General features: G+C 75.1%; 16 protein-coding genes. 6 read left to right on the top strand and 10 right to left on the bottom strand.

Annotated elements, in window-relative coordinates:
• Nucleotides 1-9 precede the first annotated feature (9 nt).
• Nucleotides 10-447, bottom strand: a complete 438-nt coding sequence (locus tag ACFZBX_RS14430; RefSeq protein WP_391533990.1) for a peptidase inhibitor family I36 protein — start codon at nucleotides 445-447, stop codon at nucleotides 10-12.
• Between the two features lie 304 nt (nucleotides 448-751).
• Between ACFZBX_RS14430 and ACFZBX_RS14425 the strand changes: the two genes are divergently transcribed.
• The 4 genes from ACFZBX_RS14425 to ACFZBX_RS14410 all read left to right on the top strand — a co-directional run bounded on the left by ACFZBX_RS14425 (nucleotide 752) and on the right by ACFZBX_RS14410 (nucleotide 8476).
• A complete protein-coding gene (locus ACFZBX_RS14425) occupies nucleotides 752-1069 on the top strand; it encodes a hypothetical protein (RefSeq protein WP_391533988.1) in 318 nt (105 codons plus the stop codon).
• Between the two features lie 234 nt (nucleotides 1070-1303).
• Nucleotides 1304-4657, top strand: a complete 3354-nt coding sequence (locus ACFZBX_RS14420) for an FtsX-like permease family protein (RefSeq protein ID WP_391533986.1) — start codon at nucleotides 1304-1306, stop codon at nucleotides 4655-4657.
• Between the two features lie 40 nt (nucleotides 4658-4697).
• Nucleotides 4698-7541, top strand: a complete 2844-nt coding sequence (locus tag ACFZBX_RS14415; RefSeq protein WP_391533984.1) for a hypothetical protein — start codon at nucleotides 4698-4700, stop codon at nucleotides 7539-7541.
• Between the two features lie 62 nt (nucleotides 7542-7603).
• Nucleotides 7604-8476, top strand: a complete 873-nt coding sequence (locus ACFZBX_RS14410; RefSeq protein ID WP_391534085.1) for an ABC transporter ATP-binding protein — start codon at nucleotides 7604-7606, stop codon at nucleotides 8474-8476.
• A gap of 6 nt (nucleotides 8477-8482) precedes the next feature.
• Here the strand turns inward: ACFZBX_RS14410 and ACFZBX_RS14405 are convergent, their stop codons facing one another.
• The 3 genes from ACFZBX_RS14405 to ACFZBX_RS14395 form a co-directional block, all read right to left on the bottom strand.
• Nucleotides 8483-10774 carry a glycoside hydrolase family 3 C-terminal domain-containing protein gene (locus ACFZBX_RS14405; protein ID WP_391533982.1) on the bottom strand — a complete coding sequence of 764 codons (2292 nt, stop codon included), beginning with the start codon at nucleotides 10772-10774 and terminating at the stop codon, nucleotides 8483-8485.
• 43 nt (nucleotides 10775-10817) lie between these two features.
• The gene (locus tag ACFZBX_RS14400; RefSeq protein ID WP_391533980.1) at nucleotides 10818-12056 is read right to left on the bottom strand and encodes a glycoside hydrolase family 1 protein; all 1239 of its coding nucleotides are present in this window, start codon (nucleotides 12054-12056) and stop codon (nucleotides 10818-10820) included.
• Nucleotides 12057-12127: 71 nt separating this feature from the next.
• Entirely contained in the window at nucleotides 12128-13393 is a 1266-nt protein-coding gene (locus ACFZBX_RS14395) for an MFS transporter (protein ID WP_391533978.1), read from the bottom strand.
• A gap of 131 nt (nucleotides 13394-13524) precedes the next feature.
• On the opposite strand from ACFZBX_RS14395, the gene ACFZBX_RS14390 reads away from it, so the two are divergent.
• A complete protein-coding gene (locus tag ACFZBX_RS14390) occupies nucleotides 13525-14184 on the top strand; it encodes a TetR/AcrR family transcriptional regulator (RefSeq protein WP_391533976.1) in 660 nt (219 codons plus the stop codon).
• A gap of 9 nt (nucleotides 14185-14193) precedes the next feature.
• Here ACFZBX_RS14390 and ACFZBX_RS14385 read toward each other — a convergent pair whose 3' ends face one another.
• Both ACFZBX_RS14385 and ACFZBX_RS14380 read right to left on the bottom strand, forming a co-directional pair.
• On the bottom strand, nucleotides 14194-15117 hold the full coding sequence (locus ACFZBX_RS14385; protein WP_391533974.1) for an RNA polymerase sigma-70 factor: 924 nt from the start codon (nucleotides 15115-15117) through the stop codon (nucleotides 14194-14196).
• Nucleotides 15118-15175: 58 nt separating this feature from the next.
• Nucleotides 15176-15649, bottom strand: coding sequence for a carboxymuconolactone decarboxylase family protein (locus ACFZBX_RS14380; protein WP_391533972.1), 474 nt, complete (start codon nucleotides 15647-15649; stop codon nucleotides 15176-15178).
• 280 nt (nucleotides 15650-15929) lie between these two features.
• On the opposite strand from ACFZBX_RS14380, the gene ACFZBX_RS14375 reads away from it, so the two are divergent.
• Nucleotides 15930-17279 carry a glycoside hydrolase family 18 protein gene (locus ACFZBX_RS14375; RefSeq protein WP_391533970.1) on the top strand — a complete coding sequence of 450 codons (1350 nt, stop codon included), beginning with the start codon at nucleotides 15930-15932 and terminating at the stop codon, nucleotides 17277-17279.
• A gap of 105 nt (nucleotides 17280-17384) precedes the next feature.
• On the opposite strand, the gene ACFZBX_RS14370 is transcribed toward ACFZBX_RS14375, so the two are convergent.
• The 4 genes from ACFZBX_RS14370 to ACFZBX_RS14355 all read right to left on the bottom strand — a co-directional run bounded on the left by ACFZBX_RS14370 (nucleotide 17385) and on the right by ACFZBX_RS14355 (nucleotide 22932).
• On the bottom strand, nucleotides 17385-17621 hold the full coding sequence (locus tag ACFZBX_RS14370; protein WP_391533968.1) for a chaplin: 237 nt from the start codon (nucleotides 17619-17621) through the stop codon (nucleotides 17385-17387).
• Between the two features lie 491 nt (nucleotides 17622-18112).
• Nucleotides 18113-20674 carry a SpoIIE family protein phosphatase gene (locus tag ACFZBX_RS14365; RefSeq protein WP_391533966.1) on the bottom strand — a complete coding sequence of 854 codons (2562 nt, stop codon included), beginning with the start codon at nucleotides 20672-20674 and terminating at the stop codon, nucleotides 18113-18115.
• Between the two features lie 491 nt (nucleotides 20675-21165).
• Complete coding sequence (locus ACFZBX_RS14360; protein ID WP_391533964.1) at nucleotides 21166-21624, bottom strand: hypothetical protein; 459 nt, start codon at nucleotides 21622-21624, stop codon at nucleotides 21166-21168.
• Between the two features lie 186 nt (nucleotides 21625-21810).
• Complete coding sequence (locus ACFZBX_RS14355) at nucleotides 21811-22932, bottom strand: PucR family transcriptional regulator (RefSeq protein WP_391533963.1); 1122 nt, start codon at nucleotides 22930-22932, stop codon at nucleotides 21811-21813.
• Between the last annotated feature and the right edge of the window lie 56 nt (nucleotides 22933-22988).

Raw genomic sequence — 22988 nt, 5'->3', positions numbered from 1 at the left:
ACCGGGCCGCTACGGGCAGTAGAAGCGGAGGCTGGAGATCCGGTCGTTGGGGTAGCCGCCGGAGGCGTAGTCGCCCTTCGCGCCCCAGGCCCAGGACGAGGCGACATCGACCTGGGACGGGTGGAGCTCGCCGTACGGGTCGTCCCAGAACTCGATCTGGCACTGCGAGTTGTTGATCCAGGACGACACCTGGTTGTCGGCCAGGTCCCCGTTCAGGAAGTGGACCTTGGTGAGGCGCACGATCTCCGTGCCGCCGCCGGCCGACGGCGGGATGACGATCGCCTTCGAACCCGTGCCGCCGCCGTGCTGGTAGAGGCAGAGCGCCCAGGCCGGGCAGCCGTCGTACGGGGGGTTCGCCGCGGACGCCGGCGTCGCCGAGAGGAGCAGCGCCGCCCCGGCGACCGCACTCGCTACGGCGGTCGCCAGCTTGAAGGACTTGAGGGCCACGGTGGAACTCGCTTTCCGGGTCTGCCTGCGGCTGTGGCACAGGCGGGGACAGTGCTCGTGCGCGACGGGCCCCGGGCCGGGTCCGTCGCACTAGGAGAGTGCTCCAGGGCGGGATGCGGCGGCATCAGTCATATGACTGCGGACGGCCGCGGCCCCGACTGAGTGACGCTTCGTATCGGGAAGGGGCCCAGAAACCTGGGATGTCGCCGCGGCGGCCGTTGCCGCGAGGATTCGGCACACGCGCCGACAACGGCGTTCACCCGCCGGGCCACCCCCCGGCCGTTTTCGAAGGAGAGGCCCACCCATGCGAATCCGTCGACTGGCCGGTGCGGCGGCCACCGCGGCCGTGCTGACCCCGCTGCTGATGCTGACCGCCGGCGCCCAGGCGAACGCCGCGACGCAGTCCGCCTACGGGCCGCCGCTGCCTCCGCCGGTCCCGTCCGAGGTCTCGCCGATCCGCTACGAGCAGTGCAGGACGATGTGGAACGCCAACTACTGGTCGGGTGGCGCGGCCTTCGCCACCGGCCAGTGGTACGCCTGCATCAACGCTCCGACGCTCGTCAGGGACGAGGAGCCCGTCCTGGTCCCTGACGAGGGCGGCCCGCTGGTCTTCGGCGGCTGATCCCCGCGGCGGCCGGGACCCGCACCCCGCCGGCCGCTGGTCCGTCCGGGCAGACACTTCGCCCGGGCGGACACAAACAGCCCGCGGGTGAAGCGATCTGTCGATCCGTCAGGCAGGATTCGGGCCCTGACCGGATTGGTACAGACCACGCGCGGACAGCTGCGACTCCGCGCCGTGGCCGGTCCCGTGGCGGGTCCGCCCCTCCGGTGCGGAGGGCGGCGAGGGGAGCGGTGGATGGCACTGGCGGAAGCGGGGCGCCGGATCGGACGGCGGGCCGGACGGCGCGGGTCGGTACTGGCGGCCGTGGCCGTGAGCGTGCTGGTGGCGACGGCGGTGCTGGCCGCGGTGGCCGGGCTGGCCCGGTCGGCCGCCACCGCCGGAGTGCGCGAGCGGCTCGCCGCGGACGCCGGACGGTCGATCGCGGTGACCGGACGCTGGTCGGCGCAGGGGCTGCCCGCCGCCGACCGGGCGGTGCGCGCGGCGCTGGAGCGGACGATGGCCGGCACCCCGTTCCACACCGAGACCGCGGTACGCGGCGCCGCCGCGATCAACCTGCCGCTGCCGCCCGCGGCGCGCCAGCGGGCCACCGACACCACGCTCGCCGCCGTCCCGGTGGCCCTGCCCGGCGCCGCCCGCTACGCCCACCTGCGCGGTGGCGCCTGGCCCGACGCCCCGGAGACCGCCACCCCTGCCGTCGCCGACGGCGCGCTGCGCGTCGCCCTCCCCGCGGACGCCGCCGACCGGCTCGGCGTCGACAGCGGCGGCACCGTGGTCGTCCGCCACCCCGGAACCGGCGACCCGCTCACCCTCGCGGTGACCGGCGTCTACCGGCCCGACCCGGACGCCGCCGCCCTCTGGGCCGGCCTGGAGGGCGACGACGGCGCGGGCCGCCCCCTGATGCTGGTCGACGGCGCCGGGCTGACCGCGCTGCCCGTGTACGGCGACCGCACCCTCGCCGTCTGGCTGGCGCTGCCCGACACCGCGCGCTCCAGCCTGTCCGAGCTCTCCGCGCTGCGCGGACGGGCGGCCGCCTTCGCCCGCTCGGACACCGCCCGCTCGGTCTACCGGGGCGCCGAACCGGCGCTGGCCGGGACCGCGGTGCGCAGCCCCCTGCCCGCCGCGGTCGACGGCCAGGTGCTGCCGGCGCTGACGGTCCGCTCCGGGATCGCCGTACCGGGCGCCCTGCTGGCCCTGCTCGCGGCGGTGGTCCTGGTGCTGACGGCCCGCCGGCTGGCCGACACGGTCGCCGCCGAGCAGGCGCTGCGGCGCTCCCGGGGAGCGGGCGTGGCCCGGCTGCTCGCCTCGGCGGCCGGCGAATGGGCGGTGGCGGTGGTGCCGGCGGCGCTCTGCGGGCTGCTGCTGGCCGAGCCGCTGCTCGCCGGGGTGCTGCGCGCCGCCGGGGCGCACGGCCTGGCCGCGAACGACAGCGGGACGGTCTGGTGGGCCGCGGCGTTCGCGCTGCTGGTGCACGGCGCGGCGCTGCTGCTGCCGCTCGCCCGGCAGGCGCTGGACCCGGGCGCGCTGCGGGCGCTGCGCCGGCGCGGTCCGCGCCGGCTCGGACTCCAGCGGGCCGGCGCCGACCTGGCGCTGCTCGCCGTCGCGGCCCTCGGCTTCGTCCAACTCCGCCGCTACCACGGTGTGGTGGCCGGCGGCGCGGACGCCGGGTTCGACTCCTGGGCCGACCCGACGCTGGTGCTCGCCCCGGTGGCGATGGCGGTGGCCGGCGCCGTCCTGCTGCTGCGGGTGCTGCCGGCGGCCGGGCGGCTGCTGGAACGGGCGGCCCGCCGGGCCCGCGGCCTGGTCCTGCCGCTGGGGGCCTGGCGGCTGAGCCGCGACACCGGCCGCCAGGCGGTGCCGGTGCTGGTGACGCTGCTGGCGGTGGCCTGCACCGGCCTGGCCGCCGGGGTGCTGGGCGCCCTGCCGACCAGCGACCGCGACCGGGCGGCCCACACCGTCGGCGCCGATCTGCGGCTGTCCGGGGTGTCGGGCCCACCCACGCGCCAGCACGGCGTGCTGGCCGCCCTGCCGGGCGTGACGGGCCTGACCCCGATCGCCGAGCAGTCCGTCTTCGTGGGCTCCTCCGTGGTGCAGACGGTCGCCGTCGACACCGCGGCCGCCTCCGCCGCGGGCCTGCCGTTCCTGCGCCACGACCTCGCCGAGCGCCCGGCCCCCGAACTGCTGGCCCCGCTGACCGCCGTACCCGCCCACGGGATCGCGCTGCCGGGCGAGCCGACCGCGCTGGAGGTGACCCTGACGGCGAGCGCCGACCGTCCGCTCCCGGCGCCGGGACCCGACCTGGTGCTGTGGATCCAGGACGCCCAGGGCCTGACCGATCAGCTGAGGGTCCCGCTGCCGGCGGACGGGCAGCGGCACACCGTGACCGTCCCGCTGGCCGGCGGCGAACGGCGCGTCCACCCGCTGACGCTCAGCCGGATCGGCGTCGACTTCACCGACCGCCAGCGCGCCCGCACCACCCTGGACCTGCGCCTGACGGGCATCGGCGCCGTCGGCGGCGGACAGCGCACCGACCTGGCCCCGCCACCGGGCCAGAGCTGGGCCCGAGCCGCCACCACCCCGGTGGACCCGGTGTCGCTCGGCTGCCCGGGCGCCCAGCCCTCCCGCACGGCCCCCGCGATCCCGGGGGCCCGGAGCGAGAACGCGGACGCCTGCGACTGGGAGGGCGGCGGCGCCGACCTGCTGCACGTGGTCCTGCGCTCCCACGACGTGATGTTCGGAAACAGCGAATCCAGTGTGCTCCTGACGGTGCGCCCCGCCCCCGGCACCGGCGCCCCCGTCCTCCCGGTGCTGCCCGCCCTCGCCGACCGCGCGCTGCTCGACGCCGTCCGTGCCAAGACCGGCGACACCGTCGAACTGGAGTGGGAGCGCGACGGTAAGGGCGTTCAGAAGGTCCTGATCACCGGGGTGGTCGACGGACTGCCCGGCTATGACCGGACCCACGGCCATCTGCTGCTGGACCTGCGCTCCGTCGCCGCCAACCGGGCGCTCACCGGTGCGCCACCGCCGACCGCCACCCGCTGGTGGCTGACCAGCGACGACCCTGCCGCCACCCGGGCCGCCGTCGGCGGCCACGGCGGGTACGGCCGCCCGCAGAGCGTCCCGGAGGTGGCCGCCGGCCTGGCGGACGACCCGTTCCGCAGCGGGCTGCGCTGCGCCTGGCTGCTGGTCCTGGTCACCGCGCCGCTGTTCGCGGTGACCGCCCTGACCCTGCACACGGTGAGCGCCGTCCGCTCCCGCCAGCGGGAGTTCGCGGTGCTGCGCGCGCTGGGTGTGCGGCGCGGCGAGCTGGCCGCGCTGCTGCGCGCCGAACAGGTGGCGGTGACCGTGCCGCCGGTGCTGCTCGGCGGGCTGCTGGGCCTGCTGCTCGCGGCGCTGCTGCTGGCGTCCACCGTGCTGGACGACACCGCCGGCCCGGTCTTCCCGGTCCTGGCCACCGCGCCCGGCCGGCCCGCCGCCGTGCTCACCGCGCTGGCCGCCGGTCTGCTGCTCGCCCTCGCGGTGGTGGTCCTCACCCGGCTGCTGGCCCGGGTCGACCTGGTCCGGGCCCTGCGCGCGGGGGAGGACGGATGAGGCCGGCGGCCGCGGCGCGACGTTTCGAGGGGAGCCCCACATGCTGACACTGCGCCTGATCCGGCGCGAGGCGCGGATCGCCTGGCCGGTCGCGGCCGTGCTCGCGCTGCTCGCCGTCCTGCTCACGGCCGTCCCGCTGAGCTGGCCGCCGAGGTTCGACCGGCTGGCGGCCGACACGCTCGCGGACCGGGTGGACCGCGCCCAGACGGCCGGGCCGGCGCTCTCCGCCGGCGCCGCCACCATACCGATGCCGTGGCTGCCGCCCCCGCCGCCCGGCACGCTCGACGGGGACCTGGACCGGATCGGCGACGGGCTGCGCGCCGCCGCCGGCCCCCGGCTCGCCGCCGACCTCGGCACACCGTGGGCCCGGGTGACCACCGGGCTGGCGAGCGTGCGCGGGCCCGGGGTGGCCACCTTCTACGGCGGCGACCCGCCGAAGGTCAATCTGGTCTACGCCCAGCACGACGGTCCGGACGGGCCGGTCGAGTACCTCCAGGGCCGCGCACCGCGACAGCCCGCCGCCGACCTGGACCTGAGCGTCCGGCCTGAGAAGCCGGCGCCGGTCGAGGTCGCGGCCTCCGAGGCGACCCGCGAGAAGTTCAAGCTGACCCTGGGGCAGCAGGTCTCCCTGGGCGGGTACGAGTGGACCGCCGAGGCGGTCCTGGTCGGGGTCTTCCGCACCGACCACGGTGCGCAACGGCTCTGGCAGCGCTCGCCGTTCCTGGTGGCGCCCTGGCCCGTGCTGGTGATGGGTGCCACGGGGGGCACCAAGTGGGAGCTGGACGGCCAACTGCTGACCAGCGCCGGCGGGATCGAGCTCCTCGCGCGGGAAGCGAGCGGGTTCGACGTCACCTGGGAGCTGCCGGTGGCCGTCGACCGCTCCGGGCCGGGCGCCACCCCGGCGGGGATCGCCGCGGCGCGCGACGCCCTGGCCGGATGGCGCGCCACCCCCGAGGACCGGCTGTGCGAAGCCCTCCGGAGCGACCCCTGCCTGGTGGCCGGCCAGGACGTGCACGCGCTCACCGTCTCCGACCGGCTCACCCCGGAGCTGGACGCCTTCTCCGCCCAGCGGCTGCGCACCGAGCAGCTCCAGGGCTTCGCGCTGGCCGGCCTGCTCGCCGTCGTGGTGGCCACCGCCTTCGCCGCCGCCCGGCTCGGGGCGCGCCGCCGGGCCGGGGCCTTCGCCCTCCAGCGCTCCCGGGGCGCCGGGACGGCCGGGATCGCGGGCCGCCTGCTGGCCGAGTCCGCGGTGGCGGTCGGCGCCGGGGTCGCGGCGGGCTGGGCGCTCGGCCGCGCGCTCGCGCCGCCGGGCGCCGCCCTCGGCTCGCCGGTGCCGGTGCTCATCGCCGCCCTGCTGGTCTGGTGCGCGCCGGCCGTGGTGCTGCTCACCTCGACCGGGCGGAGCCGGCCGGTGCCGCGCTCGCGCCGGCTCGTCCTGGAGGCCCTGGTCCTGCTGCTCGCCGTCGGCGGACTGGCCGCGCTGCGCACCCGCGGCGCCTACGCGAGCTCCGGCATCGACCCCCAACTCGCCCTCGCTCCGGTGCTCCTGGCGCTGGTCGTGGTGGGGGTGCTGCTCCGCCTGCTGCCCCCGCTGCTGCGCCTGGCGACCCGCGGGGCGCGCCGCTCGCGCGGCCTGGTCCCGCTGATGGCGCTCGCCCGGGCCGGGCAGCAGAGCGGCGCGGCCGCGCTCGCCCTGCTGGTCCTGGTCCTGGCGATGGGCTACGGGGTCTACGGCGGCCTGGTCCCGCGCACCGTCGAGGACGCCCAGGTGCGGCTCGCCGACTGGCGCACCGGCGGGGCGCCCGTCGCCCTCGTCGGGACGAAGGAGCGGCTGGCCGGCGACCTGTCGAAGGTCCCCACCGTGGGCCACCAGGTCGCCGTCACCGGCGCGACCGGCGAGATCGTCGCGCAGTCCGACGGCACCGCCTTCGAGCGCATCCCGCTCGTCGGCCTGGACGCCACCGCGCTCGCCGCCGCCCGGCCGTCCTCCCCGGTGGCCCGCGCCCTGGCGGCCGCCCCCGGGGCCGACGCGCCCGTCGGCGGCAGCGACCAGGCCCCCGTGCTCACCGCGCTCGCCACCCCCGCCCTGACCGCCCGGTTCCCCGACGGCGACTTCGAGCTCTCCACGCTGGGCCTGCCCCGGAGCCGGGTCCGGGTGATCGGCGCCCTGCCCGAGGAGGCGCTGCGCGACCCGGTGCTCGGCCCGGTGCTCGGCGACGCGCGGCGCACCGGGCCGCTGCTGGTGTTCACCGGTCCGTCGGCGCAGCGCCTTCCCGCCCAGAAGAGCCGGTCCGCCGTCCTGTTCTACCCGGCCGCCGGCGGACCGGCCGTGGACCCGGCCGCGGTGCGGGCCGCCGCCGTCACGCAGCTCGCCCCCAGCGCCGCGGCCGGGCCGCAGTCCGAACTCCGCGACCGGGCCGGGGAACTGGACGCGCTGCGCTCGGACGGGCTGGCCCGCTCGGTCGGGCTGGCCTTCCGGGTCACCACGCTGCTCGGCCTGCTGCTCGGGCTCGGCGCCTTCGCCCTGGACCTGCTGCTGAGCGCCACCGAACGCGCCCGGACCACGTCCTATCTGCGCACCCTGGGGACCGGCGGACGCGCGGTGTTCGCCCTCCAGGTGCTCCAACTGCTGCCGCTGCTGGTGCTGGCGGCGCTCGGCGGCGGTACGTTCGGCCTGCTGCTGGCCCCGGTGCTCGGCTCCGGCCTGCGGCTGGGGGCCGTCACCGGCGGGCCGTTCGAGCCCGCCACACACATCGACTGGACGGTCACCGCGGGGCTCGGCCTCGCGCTGACCGTCCTGATGACGGCGGCCGCCGTCCTGGAGGCGGCGATCAGCCGTCGCCGGGGCCTCGGCGCCGTGCTACGACTGGGGGAGGCGTTGTGACCGTCCGACCGACCGAAGAGCCTGGGGAGCCCGAAGGGCGCACCACCGCGGCCGAGCGGCCGATGGTGCTGTGCGAGAGCCTGGTGCGGATCTTCCGCACCGGCACCCGGGGCCGCGACGGCGTCGAGGTGCAGGCCCTGCAAGGGCTCGACCTGACCGTGCGGGAGGGCGAACTGCTGGCTCTGGTCGGCGCCTCCGGCTCCGGCAAGTCCACCCTGCTCGGCATCCTGGCCGGCCTGGACAGCCCCAGCGCCGGCACCGCCGTGGTGGCCGGCACCGACCTGGGCACCCTCAAGGGGCGGGCCCGGACCGCCTACCGGCGCCGCACCGTCGGAACGATCCAGCAGCAGACCGCCGCCAACCTGCTGCCCTACCTGACGGCCAGGGAGAACGTGCAACTGCCGATGGGCTACGCGGGCGTGCCGCGCCGCCGGCGCGCCGACCGGGCCGGGGAACTGCTCGACCTGATGGGCATCGCGCAGGCCGCCGACCGCACCCCCGCCGCGCTCTCCGGCGGCGAGCAGCAGCGGGTGGCGATCGCCGTCGCGCTGGCCAACGAACCCCGGCTGCTGCTCGCCGACGAGCCCACCGGCGAGCTGGACACCGCCACCTCGGCGGAGATCTTCGACGCGCTGCGCACCGCCAACAACGAGCTGGGCACCACCGTGCTGATCGTCACCCATGACGCGCTGGTGGCCGACCAGGTCCGCCGCACGGTGCGGATCCGCGACGGGCGCACCTCTACCGAGGTGCTGCGCCGCCCGGTCGCCGCCGGGATCGACGGCGAGCAGGAGTACACCGTCCTGGACCGGGTGGGCCGGCTCCAACTGCCGCGCGAGTTCACCGAGTCGCTGGGACTGGCGCACCGGGTGCGGCTGGTCCTGGAGGCCGACCACATCGAGGTGTGGCCGGACCGGGACCAGCCGCGGCGGTGAGCGGGATCAGGCCCGGGAGGCCGGGGCCTGCGCGGCGGTCAGCTCGCGGTGGGCGGCGACCAGCCGGTCGATGTCCTCGGGCGTCACGCTGCCGACGAACGCCGGGATGCGGCCGACCGGCAGGCTCGCGCCCATCGCGGCGGTGAGCGGGTCGTCGGTGGCGATGCCGACCGACTCCGCCATCGCCGCCATCGCCGCGCCGATGATCTGCGCGCCGACCGGGTCGGCCATCCAGTCGCCGACGGTGGACTCCGCGGTGAGCACCGGGCGGTGGCCGTCGGGGGCGCAGTCCACCGTGGTGCGCAGCCGCAGGTCGCGGGAGGACGCGCCGATCCGCAGCTCGAACTTGCCGCCCTCCACCCGCCAGCGGTGGTCGCGCACCGACCAGTGGGCGAAGGAACGCTCGTCCAGCGCGATGGTCACCCGGGCGCTCTCGCCGGGCTCCAGGTGGACCTTGGCGAAGCCCTTAAGCTCGTGCTCGGGACGGCGCACCCGCGGCGCGCGCTCGTGCACGTACAGCTGGGCGACCTCGGCGCCGGCCCGGGTGCCGGTGTTGGTGACCGTGAACGAGACGTCGTAGCGGTTGTCCCCGGTCGCCGTCACCTCCAGGCCGTCGTAGCCGAAGCTGGTGTAGCTCAGGCCGTGGCCGAACGGGTGGGCGACCGGCACGCCGAGCGTGTCGTAGTACCGGTAGCCGACGAACAGGCCCTCGCCGTAGTGGACCTGGCCGTCCGCACCGGGGAAGTGGAGGTGGCTGGGGTTGTCCTCAAGGCGCAGCGGGACGGTCTCGGCGAGCCGGCCCGAGGGGTTGTCGAGCCCGAACAGCAGCCGGGCCAGCGCCGTGCCGCCGGCCTGGCCGAGCAGCCAGCCCTCCAGGACCGCCCCGACCCGGTCCTGCCACGGGGTGAGCCGCACCGGCGCGCCGTTGGAGAGCACCACGGTGACGTCGGCGCCGGCGGCCTCGGCGGTGGTGGTGACGGCGTCGAGCAGGGCGAGCTGGTCGGCGGGCAGGTCGATGTCGGTGCGGTCGTAGCCCTCGGACTCGTACGGCTCGGGCAGGCCGAGGAAGAGCACGGCGTGCCGGGCGCCGCGCACCGCCTCGACGGCCTCGGCGACGAGGGCCGGGTCGGCCGCGCCGTCCAGGGTGAAGCCGGGGGCGAAGCGGATCCGCTCCGGGTCGGTGACGGTCGCGCGGATCGCGTCCAGGGCGGTGTCCAGGCGGGTGGGCACGACGTGCGAGCTGCCGCCGCCCTGGAAGCGCGGGGTGCGGGCGAACTCGCCGATGACGGCGACGGTTCCGGCGCCGTCGGGGGCGAGCGGCAGTTGGCCGTCGTCGTTCTTGAGCAGGACGGCGCTCTGCACGGCGGCGGCGAGGGCCAGCGCGTGGTGCTCCTCCTCGTCGTAGCTCCCGCCGGGGACCCGGGCGGCGGCGGTGCGCGCCAGCAGGTCCAGGACCCGGCGGGCGGCGGTGTCCAGGGCGGCCGGGTCGAGCGAGCCGTCCTCGACGGCCGCCACGACCTGCGCCTCCCGGCCGGAGGGCGGCATCTCCAGGTCGAGGCCGGCGGCGAGCGAGGCGACCCGGTCGGCGACCGCGCCCCAGTCGCTGACGACCAGGCCGTCGAAGCCCCACTCGCCGCGCAGCAGTTCGGTCAGCAGCCAGTGGTTGCTCGCGGCCGGGACGCCGTTGACGGTGTTGTAGGCGGCCATCACGGTGGTGGGCCGGGCGGTGGTGACGATGTGCTCGAAGGCGGGCAGGTAGATCTCGCGCAGGGTGCGCTCGTCGACGTTGGCGCTCACCCGGAACCGGTCGGTCTCCTGGTTGTTGACGGCGAAGTGCTTCAGCGAGGTGCCGACGCCCCGGGACTGCACGCCGTTCACCAGCGCGGCGCCGATCCGGGCGGTGAGCAGCGGGTCCTCGGAGAGGTACTCGAAGTTGCGCCCGCCGAGCGGGGAGCGCTTGATGTTGACGCCGGGGCCGAGGACGACCGAGACGTTCTTGGCGACGGCCTCCAGGGCGATGGCCCGCCCGACGCGCTCGGCGAGCGCCGGGTCCCAGGAGGAGCCGAGGGCACAGGCGGGCGGGTAGCAGGTGGACGGCTCGCTGGTGCCGATGCCGAGGGCGTCGCCGTCCTCGGGCTGCTTGCGCAGGCCGTGCGGGCCGTCGGTGAGCATGATGCTCTCGACGCCGGCCTCGGGCAGCGCGCGGGTGTGCCAGAAGTCGCCGCCGGAGGTCAGCGCGGCCTGCTGAGAGACCGTCAAGTCGTGCTGGGTGTCGGCGTGGTGGCTCTGGTCGGTCATGTCGTTCTCCTTCGGGTCGGGGGCGTTGGAGTGGCGGTTCGGGTCAGGCTCCGGCGACGGGCAGGACCCGGCTGCGGCCGGCGGCGCCCAGCCAGGAGGCGGACGGCTTGGGGGTACGGGCGAAGGTCTCGCGGTCCACCGCGATCAGGCCGAAGGTGGGGGCGTAGCTGCCCCACTCGTAGTTGTCCAGGGCGCTCCAGTGGAAGTAGCCGCGCACGTCGACGCCGTCGGCCATGGCGGCGGCCATGCCCTCCAGGGCGCCCGCGGTGTAGGCGACGCGGCGGGTGTCGTCGGCGGTGGCGATGCCGTTCTCGGTGACGATCAGCGGTACGCCGGGCGCGGTGGCGGCGGTGTGCCGCAGCGCGTCGCCGAGCGCGCCGGGGTAGAACTCCCAGCCGGTGATGGTCCGTTCGGCGTCCTGCGGGACCGGCAGCGGGCCGTCCGCGCCGATCAGGGTGCGGGTGTAGGACTGCACGCCGAGCCAGTCGTCGCCGCGCGCCGCCTCCAGGAAGACGTCCTCGCGCGGGCGCAGGTACGCGGCGCGGGCCTCCTCGGCGCCGTCGACGCCGGGCAGCGCGTGGCTCACCTGGTTGGCCACCGACCAGCCGGTGCGCACGTGCGGCGCACGGGACTTGACCGCCTCGACGGCCAGCCGGTGGGCGCGGACCAGGGCCTCGGTGGCCTGCTCGCCCGGCATCGGCAGACCGGCGGCCGGGAACGACAGCTCGGAGGGGTCGGTCCGGCCGAGCATCAGGTCGAGCAGCGGCACCATGATGGCGAGCATGTTGGGCTCGTTGATGGTGCAGACGTGGTCCACGCCGTCGGCGTAGACGGGGGCGGCGGCCTCGATGTAGCGGGCGAACAGCTCGCCCGCGTCGGGGGCGGTCCAGCCGCCGCGCTCGGCGAACCACTGCGGCGAGGTGAAGTGGTGCAGGGTCACCATCGGCCGCAGGCCGCGCTCGTGGGCGCCCTCCACCATCCGCCGGTAGTGGGCGATGGCGGCGCGGGAGAACTCGCCCGGCGCGGGCTCGATCCGGGCCCACTCGATGCTGAACCGGTAGTCGGTGAAGCCGAGTCCGGCGAGCAGGTCCATGTCCTCGCGCCAGCGGTGGTAGCTGTCGCAGGCGTCGCCGCTGGGCTCCTTGATGTGGGTGCCCTCGCCCGCGCTGCGCTCCATCGGCCACCAGTCGCTGGCGGTGTTCCCGCCCTCGGTCTGGTGGGCGGAGGTGGAGGCGCCCCAGAGGAAGCCCTCGGGCAGGGTGGTGATCGGCGAGCTGGTCATGCTGGGTCTCTCTTCCGTAGTGCGTTCCGCCGCCCGGGGAGGTACGGCGGGGATCGGGGCGGACGGGGGGCTCAGGCGACGCGGCGGATGGGCAGGATGAGCAGTCCGCCGGTCAGGGTGAGGACGATGGCGACGCAGAACAGCGCCGGGTAGCCGAAGGCCGGGACGATCAGGCCGGCGATCAGCGGGGCGATCAGGCCGGGCATGGTGTTGGCGATGTTGAGGAAGCCGAGGTCCTTGGCGCGGTGCTCCTGGTCGGGCAGGACCTCGGAGACCACCGCCTGGTCGACGGCGATCAGGCAGCCGTAGCCGAGGCCGCCCACGAGGATGAAGGTGTAGAACGCCCAGATGGAGGTGGTGAGGACGAGCGGGACGACGGCGGCGGCGCAGACCGCGGTGGCGGCGATGATGAACGGCTTGCGCCGGCCGGTCCGGTCGGACAGCGGACCGCAGACGGCGATCGAGGTGGCCGAGGAGACGGCCATCAGGACGCCGCCCAGCGCGATCACCGGCCCTGACTCGTCGGTGGACAGGCCGAGGTGGTCGGTGAGTACGTAGAGCTGGTAGACGAGGACCAGGTAGAAGCCCAGCAGGGCGACCATCCGGCCGCCCAGGGCCCAGAAGTAGTCGGCGTCCTTCGGCGGCAGCAGGCTGCGGCCGATGGCGCGCCAGGAGAACGGCTCCTTGGGAAGCGCGGTGCTGGGGGTGTCCCGGGCCGTGGTGAAGAACAGGAGCCCGCCGAGGACGGTGATCCAGGGCAGCCAGCGCATGCCGAGCTGGGGTTCGGTGACCAGCAGGCCCGCGCTGGCGCCGCCGATGCTCTGGCCGAGCAACTGCCCGAGCCCCACCCAGGAGGACGCCCGGCCCATCCGCTCCGGGGCGACCCGGTCCGGCAGGACGGCGAACAGCGGGGAGAGCATCGCGTTGAGCGCGACCTGGTAGACCACGGCGAGTGCCAGCAGCACGGGGAAGCTGCCGGTGAAGGACATCGCGCTGACCGCGGTGGCGGACGCCGCGGCGCCGGCCAGGATCCACGGGTTGCGCCGGCCGTGGCGGGAGCGGGTGCGGTCGGAGATCAGCCCGAAGGCGATGTTGGCGATCAGCGCGGTACTGGAGCCGGCCACGGCGATCACGGTGAACCGGGTGAGCTTCTCGGCGTCGCCGAGCTCGCCGAGTCGCGCCTGGGTCAGGGTCGCGACGCCGGTGGCGGGCAGGATCCAGCTCAGATGGGTGGTCGCGAGCACCGGGCCGAGCCGGCGGGGGGATCTCGCGGGACCGGTCCCGGCGTCCGCCGGGCCGTCGGCCGGGGCGGTCGCGACGGGTGGGGTCTGTGTCATGACGGCTCCTTAGCCGCTTCGCGCAGGGGGAGTGCCTCACCCTAGGCACGAAAACATGACAGGGCAATGCTTTCGCTGGCTAAAACCTGGCAGCGATATGTTTTCGTGTCGTGCCCGGTAGGATCCGTTGTATGAGCAAGCCTCGGGGGCCGTACGCCAAGACCTCGGCGAAGCGGCAGCAGATCATCGACGCCGCCCTCGCCGCCTACGCGGAGGCCGGCAGCCGCAACGTCTCGCTGCGCGACATCGCCCAGCGGGTCGGAATGACCTACGCCGGCGTGATGCACCACTTCGGCAGCAAGGAAGCCCTGCTCACGGCCGTTCTGGAGGCCCGGGACGCGGTGGCGGAGGAACGCTTCGGCCCCGAACCCGGGACCACCGAGCTGCTGAGCTCGGCGGTGCTGCGGCACAACGCCTCCACGCCCGGGCTGGTCAAGCTCTTCGTCGACCTCGTGGCGGCGGCGGCCGAGCCGGACCACCCCGCGCACGACTTCTTCGAGCAGCGCTACGAGCGGTTCCGCGGCCGGCTCGCGGAGCGCATCGAGCGGAGCGTCGCCGACCCCGCCGAGGTGGATGCGGCCTGGCTGGCCCGGATCTTCATCGCCGCCGCCGACGGCATCCAGCTCCAGTGGCTGCTCGACCCGGACATCGACATGGCCGCGGACATCGAGCGCCTCGGCGGCCTCCTGGTCGGTCCGCACTGGGCCGCCGGCTCCGTCGGCTCCGCCGGCTCCGCCGGGGAAGGCCCGACGCCGGACGCTCCCGAGGGGGCGCGCCCGGCGTCGTCCTGAGCGAGCGGGTCAGTCCCCGGCGCGGCGGGCCCGCTTGAGGGCGTGGTGCACGGCCCAGGCGTCGGCGACCGGCCCGAGGTGGGCGAGCTTGTCGGGGTTGATGACGGAGCGGACGGTCTGGATCCGACCGTCCGAGACGTCCAGGACCAGCGTGTTCAGCACCCGTCCGGCCTGGTCGCGGAAGACGGCGCCGGGCTGGCCGTTGACTTCGTGCGGCTCGAAGGTCACGTCGATCCGGGCCATCAGCGGGACGACCGCCGCCAGCAGCCGGGCCACGTTCGCGGCGCCGGCGACCGCCCTGGCCAGCTGCGGGGTCTTGCCGCCGCCGTCGCCGACCATGGTGACGTCGGCGGCCAGCAGTTCCTGGAGGCCGGCCATGTCGCCCTCGCTCAGCGCCTCGAAGAAGCGCGCGGTCAGCTCGTCCCGCTCCTTGCGCTCGGCCTCGAAGCGCGGACGGCCGTCCCGCATGTGCCGGCGCGCCCGCACCACCAGCTGACGGCAGGCCGCCTCGGAGCGGCCCACCGCGGCGGCGACCTCGTCGAAGCCGAAGCCGAACACCTCGCGCAGCACGAACACCGCCCGCTCCAGCGGACTCAGCCGCTCCAGCAGCAGGAGGGCCGCCATCGACACCGAGTCGGCCAGCTCGGCCGCCCGGGCGGGGTCCGCGTAGGGGTCGGCGAGCAGCGGCTCGGGCAGCCACGGTCCCACGTACTCCTCGCGGCGGACCCGGGCCAGGCGCAGTACGTCGATCGCGATCCTGGTCACCGTGGTGGACAGGAACGCCTTGACCGACGTCGGCCGGGTCGACGAGGCGTCGTAGCGCAGCCAGGTCTCCTGGACGGCGTCCTCGGCCTCGCCCACGCTGCCCAGGATGCGGTAGGCGATCGAGAACAGCAGCGGCCGCAGCTCCTCGAACTCCTCGACCTTGCTCACGCGGCTTCCTTCCCCTTCGAACGGACGGCTACTGGGTGATCATCGCGGTCGGCGCAGGTCAGTGGAACCGGCCGGCCACGTAGCCGCCCGCGGGCCGGCGGGTGATGATGTTCGCCCGGTTGGCCAGGTTCATGAACGAGATCAGCGTGACCAGGGCGGTCAGCTGCTCGGCGTCGTAGTGCTCGGCGGCCTTCGCCCACACCTCGTCAGGGACCCCGCCGGCGCCGTCCGCGACCCGGGTGCCCGCCTCGGCGAGCGCCAGCGCGGCGCGCTCGGCCTCGGTGTAGACGGTGGCCTCCCGCCAGGCCGCGACCAGGTTCAGCCGCAGCGCGCTCTCGCCCGCCGCGGCGGCTTCCTTGGTGTGCATGTCGATGCAGACGGCGCAGCCGTTGATCTGGCTGACCCGCAGCGACACCAGCTCCTGGGTGCCGACGGGCAGCGGCATCTCCTTGAGCTCCCGGCCGAGCGTCATCAGGCTCTTGACGAGCCGGTTGCCGGTCGCGGTGGCGAAGAAGTCGAGTCGCGCGTCCATGGTGTTGCCCTTCGTCGTGGTGGTCGGTGCCTCATCCCCTGAGACGGACCGGCCCGCCGTCCTGTGACACGCGCCGGGTGCGGGGGGAAGGCTTCGTGAGCTGACTGATCGTCAACTATGCGTTCTGCTTTGCAAAACCTTTGCCGAACTCCGTTGACACGCACGGACTGTGGCGTGTTGAGTCGTCGCCGCCCACCTCGGGCGCACCCTGCGGACTCCCTGTGCCGTCCACCGTTTCCCACGACCGTGCGGCCCCACCGCACAAGGGGTGATCTCGTCCATGCGTCACAGATTCCCGGCCCGCTTGACCTTCGGCGCCGCGACCGCGGCCGTTCTCGGCCTGGTCGTCCCGCTCGCGCCCGCCGCCTCGGCGGCCGGCTTCGACGGGAAGTCCGACTCCTCCCGGCACGGCGCCGTCTCGTACAAGCGGGTCGGCTACTTCATCCAGTGGGGCGTCTACGGCCGCAACTTCCACGTCAAGGACCTGGAGACCAGCGGCACCGCGGGCAAGCTGACCCACATCAACTACGCCTTCGGCAACGTCGGCCCGGCCGGCACCTGCCAGATGGGCGGCCCCGGCTCCGACCCGTACGCCGACTACACCCGCCAGGTCGACGCGGCCGGGTCGGTGGACGGCGTCGGCGACACCGCCGGGCAGGCGCTGGTCGGCAACTTCAACCAGCTGCGCAAGCTCAAGGCCAAGCACCCGGGCCTCAAGGTGATGATCTCGCTGGGCGGTTGGAGCGGCTCGAAGTACTTCTCGGACGCCGTGCTCACCGACGCCGGGCGCAAGGCGCTGGTCTCCTCCTGCATCGACCTCTACCTCAAGGGCAACCTGCCCGTGAACGAGGGCCGGGGCGGCGCGGGCGCGGCGGCCGGGATCTTCGACGGCATCGACATCGACTGGGAGTGGCCGGGCTCGGACGGCGCCGAGGGCAATGTGATCCGCCCCGAGGACAAGCAGAACTTCACCAAGCTCGTCCACGAGTTCCGCACCCAGGTCGACGCGTACGGCCGCACGCTCAAGGGTCGCAAGCACTTCGAGCTCAGCGCGTACGTGCCCACCGCCCCCGCGAAGATCGACGCGGGCTTCGAGGTCTCCAAGATCATGCGGGACTTCGACTTCGTGAACCTCCAGGGCTACGACTTCCACGTCTCCGGCGAGTCGACCACCGCGCAGCAGTCCGCGCTGTACGCGAAGAAGGACTTCAGCGTCGACCAGACCGTCAACGCCTGGCTGCGGCGCGGCGCCCCGGCGCGCAAGCTGGTCACCGGCATGCCGTTCTACGGCCAGGGCTGGACGGGTGTCACGGGCGGAGGCGACGGTCTCGGGCAGCCCGCCGCCGGCCCCGCCCCGGCGACCTGGGTGGCCGGCTCCGAGGACTACGAGGAGTTGAAGAAGCTCGCCGCGTCCGGCACGTACAAGCTTTACCGCGGGCCGGGCAACGGCAGCGCCTGGCTGTTCGACGGCAACACCCTGTGGACGTACGACGACCCGACGGTGGTGCGGACCAAGGCGGAGTACGTGCGCCGCGAGGGCCTCGGCGGGGCGATGATCTGGTCGCTCGACGGTGACACCCCGGACGGCGAGCTGATCACGGCGCTCGACCGCGGCCTGAACCGCCGCTGACGCCCACCCCCCTGAAGCACACGGACGCGGGCCCGCCCAACTGGACGGGCCCGCGTCGCTGTGTGGGGCCTGCCGGCCTGTCGGCCTGCCGGCCTACCGGCGGGACTACTTGTTGATGCAGGTGTTGCCGAAGGCCGGGTTGAGGAGCCCGATGATGTTGATCGAGTTGCCGCAGACGTTGACCGGGATGTGGATCGGGACCTGGATCTGGTTGCCGGACAGGACGCCGGGCGAGTTGGCGGCCACGCCCGAGGCGACGGAGTCGGCGACGGCGGTCCCGCCGCCAGCCAGCAGGGCGGCGGCCGCGAGGACACCGGCGGCGAGGGCGGTGCGAGTGCGCATGTCTCTCCTTAAGAGATGAGTTGGCAGATCAGAGCACCAATCACACCGGCGAGAAGCCGCAATCCCCCCGCATTGCTCAAATCGAGGGCGTGTCCAAACCGCCTTGCGCGCCCACTATGTTGACCGGTCTTCATATTCCACGCCCACCCACCGGAGTGGGAAGTCGGCCCACCCGACTTCCCACTCCGGCGGTGCCCGCCGGTTCACCAGTATGTAGACCGGTCTGCATATTTGCTGTTGGGCTCGCCCGGTGTGTGGAGTGGAAAGTCGGCCAGGTCGACTTTCCATTTCGGCGGTGCCCGCTGGCCCGCCGATATGTAGACCGGTCTGTATATTCGTGCCCCGGCTCGCGTGTGCGTGGAGTAGGAAGTCGGACTGGCCGACTTTCCACTCCGGTCGCTCCCGCCCGGCCCCAGCCGGCGATATGTAGACCGGTCTGCATATTTGGGGGAGTGGAGTGGGAAGTCGGGTGGGCCGACTTTTGGGTCCGGTTAGGTGGGGAGGTCCTGTTCGGCCCAGATGGTTTTGCCGTGGCGGGTGTAGCGGCTGCCCCAGCGGGTGGTGAGTTGGGCCACCAGGTAGAGGCCGCGGCCGCCCTCGTCGGTGAGGCGGGCGCGGCGCATGCGGGGCTGGGTGGCGCTGGGGTCGGAGACCTCGCAGGTGAGGCGTTCGGCGCGGATGAGGCGGACGCCGACCGGGCCGCCGGCGTAGCGGATCGCGTTGGTGACCAGCTCGCTCAGCACCAGCTCGGTGGTGAACGCCAACTCCTCCAGCCCCCAGGCCGTCAGCTGCTCGGTGGCCGCCTCCCGGACCCGCGCGACCGCCGCCGGGTCGGCGTCCAGCGTCCAGCCCGCGGTGGCCTCGGGCGGAACCTCCCGGGTGCGGGCCAGCAGCAGGGTGACGTCGTCGGTGAGCCGGTGCGCCGGGAGGTCGGCGACGAGGTCCCGCCCGAGTTCCCGCAGTGCCGCGCCGGCCGGCGGGACGGCGCCCTCCGGCGGGGCCGCCGCGGCGGAGAGCCGGTGGGACAGCTCGTCCATGCCCTCCCCCAGGTCGTCCGCGTACCCGAGGAGCAGCCCGTCGGTGTACAGCGCGAGCAGGCTGCCGGGTTCCAGTTCGACCTCGGTCACCTCGAACGGCAGCCCGCTCACGCCGAGCGGCGGCCCCGGCCGCAGGGGCACATACGTCACCCGGCCGTCCGGGGCCGCGACGGCGGGCGGCGGGTGGCCGGCCGAGGCCATCGCGCAGCGCCGGGACACCGGGTCGTACACCGCGTAGACGCAGGTGGCGCCGAAGGGCACGGTCTGCTGGTCGTCCGGGGTGTCGTGGCCGGAGTCGCTCCACACGCCGTGGCTCACCGGCGGCCGGGTGGCCGCGCCCGCCCCGGGTTCCCCGCCGAGGCCCGCGTCCCCGTCCTCGTACCCGTCCCCGTCCTCCTCCTCCGGCCGTTCGGCCTCCACCATCAGCTGGGCGACCAGGTCGTCGAGGTGGACCAGCAGCTCGTCCGGCTCCAGGTCGAGGTCGGCCAGCGTCCGCACGGCGGTGCGCAGCCGCCCCATGGTCGCGCTCGCGGCGAGCCCGTGCCCGACCACGTCCCCCGCGACCAGCGCGACCCGGGCGGAGGAGAGCGGGATGACGTCGAACCAGTCGCCGCCGATCCCGCTCGCCGTGTCGGTGGGCAGGTAGACGCTCGCGGTGGAGACGGCGGTGGTCTCGGCCTGCGAGGGCGGCAGCAGGCTGCGCTGCAGCCCGACCGCGGCGCGGTGCTCGCGCGCGTAGCGGCGGGCGTTGTCCAGGGCGAGGGCGGCGCGGTCGGCGATCTCGCGCAGCAGTTCCAGGTCGGCCGGCAGGTACGGCGGCCGGTGCGGCGCGCGGTGGACGGTGACCCGGCCGAGCAGGCTGCCGCCGGCCCGCAGCGGGACCGTCATCGACGGCGGGAAGTCGGTGTGCGCGGTCTGCTCGCCGGGGTCGGCGTGCACGCTCACGCCGGTGGGCGGGGGCTCCGGCGCCGCCGCCAGGTCGCCCACGTGCGAGGCGGCGACGGCGGTGCGGCGCAGCAGCACCCGGCCGTCCCGCCCCGCGGCCGGCTCCCCGCCGGTGAACACGGCCTCGGCGACGTCGACCACCGCGAGGTCGGCGAGCCCCTGCGCCGCCCCGCCGTCCGCCTCGGCCGCCCCGCCCCCGGACGACGGCGGGGCGAGTACGGCCGCCAGTTCCTCCGCCGTCCCGGTGACCGACAGCGAGCCGCCGACGGCCGCCGTGGCCCGGTGCAGCAGGGCGAGCCGTTCGCCGGACCGGTGCAGCTCGGTGACGTCGGTGAACAGCGCGGTCACCCCGATCACCTGCCCGTCCGGGGCCTGCAGCCGGAACGCCGAGATCGCCATCACCGCGCCGCCCGCCGGGTCCTCGATGGTGCGGACGATCTCCTCCGCGCCGATCAGCGGCCGCCCGGTGCGCAGCACGTCGCGCAGCCCGCGTTCGACGGCGGCGGCGTCCTGCGCCTGGAGGAAGTCGCCGAGCCGCCGTCCGCGCAGGTCCGGTGGCAGGCCGCTGTAGGGGAGCAGATGGGTGTTGGTGCGCACCAGGCGCAGCCGCTCGTCGAAGACGGCCAGGCCGACCCGGTCCTGGAGGAACAGCTCGCGGGTGAAGGCCTGGTCCTGGCGCGAGCGGGCGATCTGCGGGGTGGGGGCGGCGAGCACGAAGTACCGGGGGGCGCCGCCGGCCTCCGGTTCCGGGGAGTCGCCGTCGGGCGCGTTCAGGGGCAGCACCTGGTACGACAGCGGGAGCCGTTCGCCCCGGCCGGAGCGCAGCACCGCCTCGCCGGACCAGCCCTCGGCGCGCTGCCGGGCGCTGAGGGCGGACATCGCCGGCCAGCCGGAGGGGTCGGCGAGCAGGTCGTGCACGGGGCGGCCGTGGACCTGTGCGGCGCCGAGTTCGAGCAGCCGTTCCGCCTCCGGGGTCCAGCGGACGATGCGGCCGTCCGCGTCGAGCAGGGCTCCGACGGCGTTGACGACGAAGGGGGATCGGCCGCGGTACAGGGCGTCCGCCGTGTCCATCCGGTCCGCTCCTCTCCGTCGGCGGGTTCGCTGCCGCGACCCCTCCATCATCCCCCGGCCCGGCGAGCCCGCCAGTTCCGGACGGCGCGTGGACGGACGGTGCGCGCCCCGGTAACGAGCCGCGCGCCCGGTGAGGCGGCGCCGCGAAGGGGCCTCTCGGGCGTCGGCTCTTATTGTCATCTCCGTCAACAAGCGGGGCGTGCGGGTTCGTGCGGGTTCCCGCGCAGGCCACGCACCCGACGGAGGCAGTCATGGCCCACTCGACGGAGGGCGTTCCCACCCCGGCCCCCACCCCGGCCGACGACGACGTCTCCGAGCGGCTCCTCGACTCCGCCGCCGTCCTCTCCCGCGACCGGCCGTCGAGATCGACTGGGACGCCCCGCTCCCAGGGGCACGTCCTCGATCTCGGCGCCATCAGCCAGGTAAGCCGGATGGTCCGCTCGTCGGCTGAACGAGGCCTCGGCCCAACGAGGCCTCGGCCGAACGAGGCCTCAGCTGAAGAGGGCGCCGAGGTCGAGGGAGGTGATGAGGAAGGTATCGGTGGCGGGGTCGTGGGCGTGGAGGAGGGCGGTGCGGCCGGCGGGGATCGTCGGGTCGCCGGGCGGGGTGCGGACGGCGAGGAGGGCGGGGGAGCCGTCGTCGGTGGTGGCCTCGGCCCAGCCGCCGGTGGTGGAGGCGCCGCCCCGCAGGACCGTGCAGACGCGGCCGACCAGGGGGAAGGGTTCGGAAGCGAGGAGGTCGCCGGGCAGGTCGTCGGGAAGCTCCCCGGGCGCGGCGCCGATGTGGGGATCGGCGCCGTGCCCCCCGCCCCGGGGGCCGGTGGGGCGGCCGACGTCGTGCCCCCCGGACACGGCGTCGGCCCCCAGGCCGCTGAGCAGGGTCAGCATCCAGTACTCGGCGGTGACCACCAGGGTCGGGAGGTCCGGTGCGGCCTTGAATTCCCCCAGCATCCGCCCGTGCCCCCCGACTTTCACAGGGCGCCGGACCCCCCGGGCGCCGTGGTGATCCTGTCAGGAGGAAAGCGTCCGCACACTGCCAGGACCTGGCAGTCTTGTCGGTGTTTTGACACCTGAAAATATCCGGAAACCGAAAGCAACGCATGGGCCGCTGAAACGTTCAAGATGAAACGGTCATGGTCAGAGCGGCCGGTCCGGCCAGTCGAGCAGCCGCGCGCCCATCACGGCGGTCTCCAGGGTGTAGCGGTGCAGCGCGTCCGCCGGGTCGTAGCCGGTGAGGTCGCGGATGCGCTCCAGCCGGTAGCCGAGCGCGCGCACGCTCAGGCCGAGCCGCCGGGCGGTCTCCGCGTTCACGTAGCCGGCCTCCGCCTGGACGGTGATGGTCTCCATCAGCGGACGGGCCCCGCCGCGCGCGGAGGTGAGCGGGCCGAGCACGGTGCGCACCAGGTCGGCCATGGCGGACTTGTCCCGCATCAGCACCGGGAAGACCAGCAGCTCCTCGGCGCGCAGCCGCTGCGCCGGCAGCCCCAGCCGCTGCGCGTACTCCAGCGCGGAGAGCGCCTCCTCGTAGCTGCGCACGATGCCGCCGGTGCCGGCGTGCCGGCGGCCGGTCGCCACCCGCCGGGCGGGCGTGTAGCCGGCGCCGGGCCGCAGGGCCAGCTCGGTGAAGGCGGCGAGCACGGGCCGTTCGCCGTCGGAGGCGATGCAGACCAGCCGCCCGTCGCGGGCGGCCAGCAGCAGGGTGCGGTCGTCGTAGCGGCCGGTCAGTTCGCGCAGCACCCGGTGCGAGGCGGGCGCGCCCTCCAGGTAGGGCTCGTCGGCGACGGCGACCGCGACGGTGTACCCGGCGGCCAGCCGCAGGCCGAACCGCTCGGCGCGCTCGGCGAGCCGGCCGAGGTCGGAGCGGCCGTGCAGCAGGTCGTTGACCAGCTCGCGCCGGTTGGCCTCCTCCTGCCGCACGGCCATCCGCTGGGCGCGCTCGTGGCCCTCGGCGAGGGCGCCGAGGGCGGCCTGGATGGCGGCCAGCAGGGCGTCGCCGGTGCGCCGCAGTTCGGCGGCGGTGGCGGCGGTGAGGCCGGGGAGGTGCTGCCAGGCGGCGCGGGTGGCGCCGAGGCAGGCGCCGACGAGTTCGCGCAGGCCGTGGCCGGCCTCGGCGCCGCGTTCGCCGAGGTCGCGCAGCCGCTCCAGTTCGGCGCGGCGCAGCAGACGGCCGGTGCGGGAGACGTCGGTGAGCAGGTCCAGGCAGTGGTGGGCCAGCTCGTTGGGGATGTCGGGTGTGCCGGTTCCGTTGGCCACCGTCATGTCGTCGTGTCCCGCCCGGTCCGTCGGTGTGGTCCGGCCGGCCGGCGGCTCCACCG

Source organism: Kitasatospora sp. NPDC008115 (assembly GCF_042957205.1).
Taxonomy (GTDB): Bacteria; Actinomycetota; Actinomycetes; order Streptomycetales; family Streptomycetaceae; genus Kitasatospora.
This window is presented reverse-complemented; position numbering and strand designations above follow the sequence as displayed.

Bases quoted from the DNA above. Each gene is read 5' to 3' on its own strand.
- ACFZBX_RS14425 (WP_391533988.1), top strand. From the start codon at position 752: ATGCGAATCCGTCGACTGGCCGGTGCGGCGGCCACCGCGGCCGTGCTG.
- ACFZBX_RS14420 (WP_391533986.1), top strand. From the start codon at position 1,304: ATGGCACTGGCGGAAGCGGGGCGCCGGATCGGACGGCGGGCCGGACGG.
- ACFZBX_RS14415 (WP_391533984.1), top strand. From the start codon at position 4,698: ATGCTGACACTGCGCCTGATCCGGCGCGAGGCGCGGATCGCCTGGCCG.
- ACFZBX_RS14410 (WP_391534085.1), top strand. From the start codon at position 7,604: ATGGTGCTGTGCGAGAGCCTGGTGCGGATCTTCCGCACCGGCACCCGG.
- ACFZBX_RS14405 (WP_391533982.1), bottom strand. From the start codon at position 10,774: ATGACCGACCAGAGCCACCACGCCGACACCCAGCACGACTTGACGGTC.
- ACFZBX_RS14400 (WP_391533980.1), bottom strand. From the start codon at position 12,056: ATGACCAGCTCGCCGATCACCACCCTGCCCGAGGGCTTCCTCTGGGGC.
- ACFZBX_RS14395 (WP_391533978.1), bottom strand. From the start codon at position 13,393: ATGACACAGACCCCACCCGTCGCGACCGCCCCGGCCGACGGCCCGGCG.
- ACFZBX_RS14390 (WP_391533976.1), top strand. From the start codon at position 13,525: ATGAGCAAGCCTCGGGGGCCGTACGCCAAGACCTCGGCGAAGCGGCAG.
- ACFZBX_RS14380 (WP_391533972.1), bottom strand. From the start codon at position 15,649: ATGGACGCGCGACTCGACTTCTTCGCCACCGCGACCGGCAACCGGCTC.
- ACFZBX_RS14375 (WP_391533970.1), top strand. From the start codon at position 15,930: ATGCGTCACAGATTCCCGGCCCGCTTGACCTTCGGCGCCGCGACCGCG.
- ACFZBX_RS14370 (WP_391533968.1), bottom strand. From the start codon at position 17,621: ATGCGCACTCGCACCGCCCTCGCCGCCGGTGTCCTCGCGGCCGCCGCC.
- ACFZBX_RS14365 (WP_391533966.1), bottom strand. From the start codon at position 20,674: ATGGACACGGCGGACGCCCTGTACCGCGGCCGATCCCCCTTCGTCGTC.
- ACFZBX_RS14360 (WP_391533964.1), bottom strand. From the start codon at position 21,624: ATGCTGGGGGAATTCAAGGCCGCACCGGACCTCCCGACCCTGGTGGTC.
- ACFZBX_RS14355 (WP_391533963.1), bottom strand. From the start codon at position 22,932: ATGACGGTGGCCAACGGAACCGGCACACCCGACATCCCCAACGAGCTG.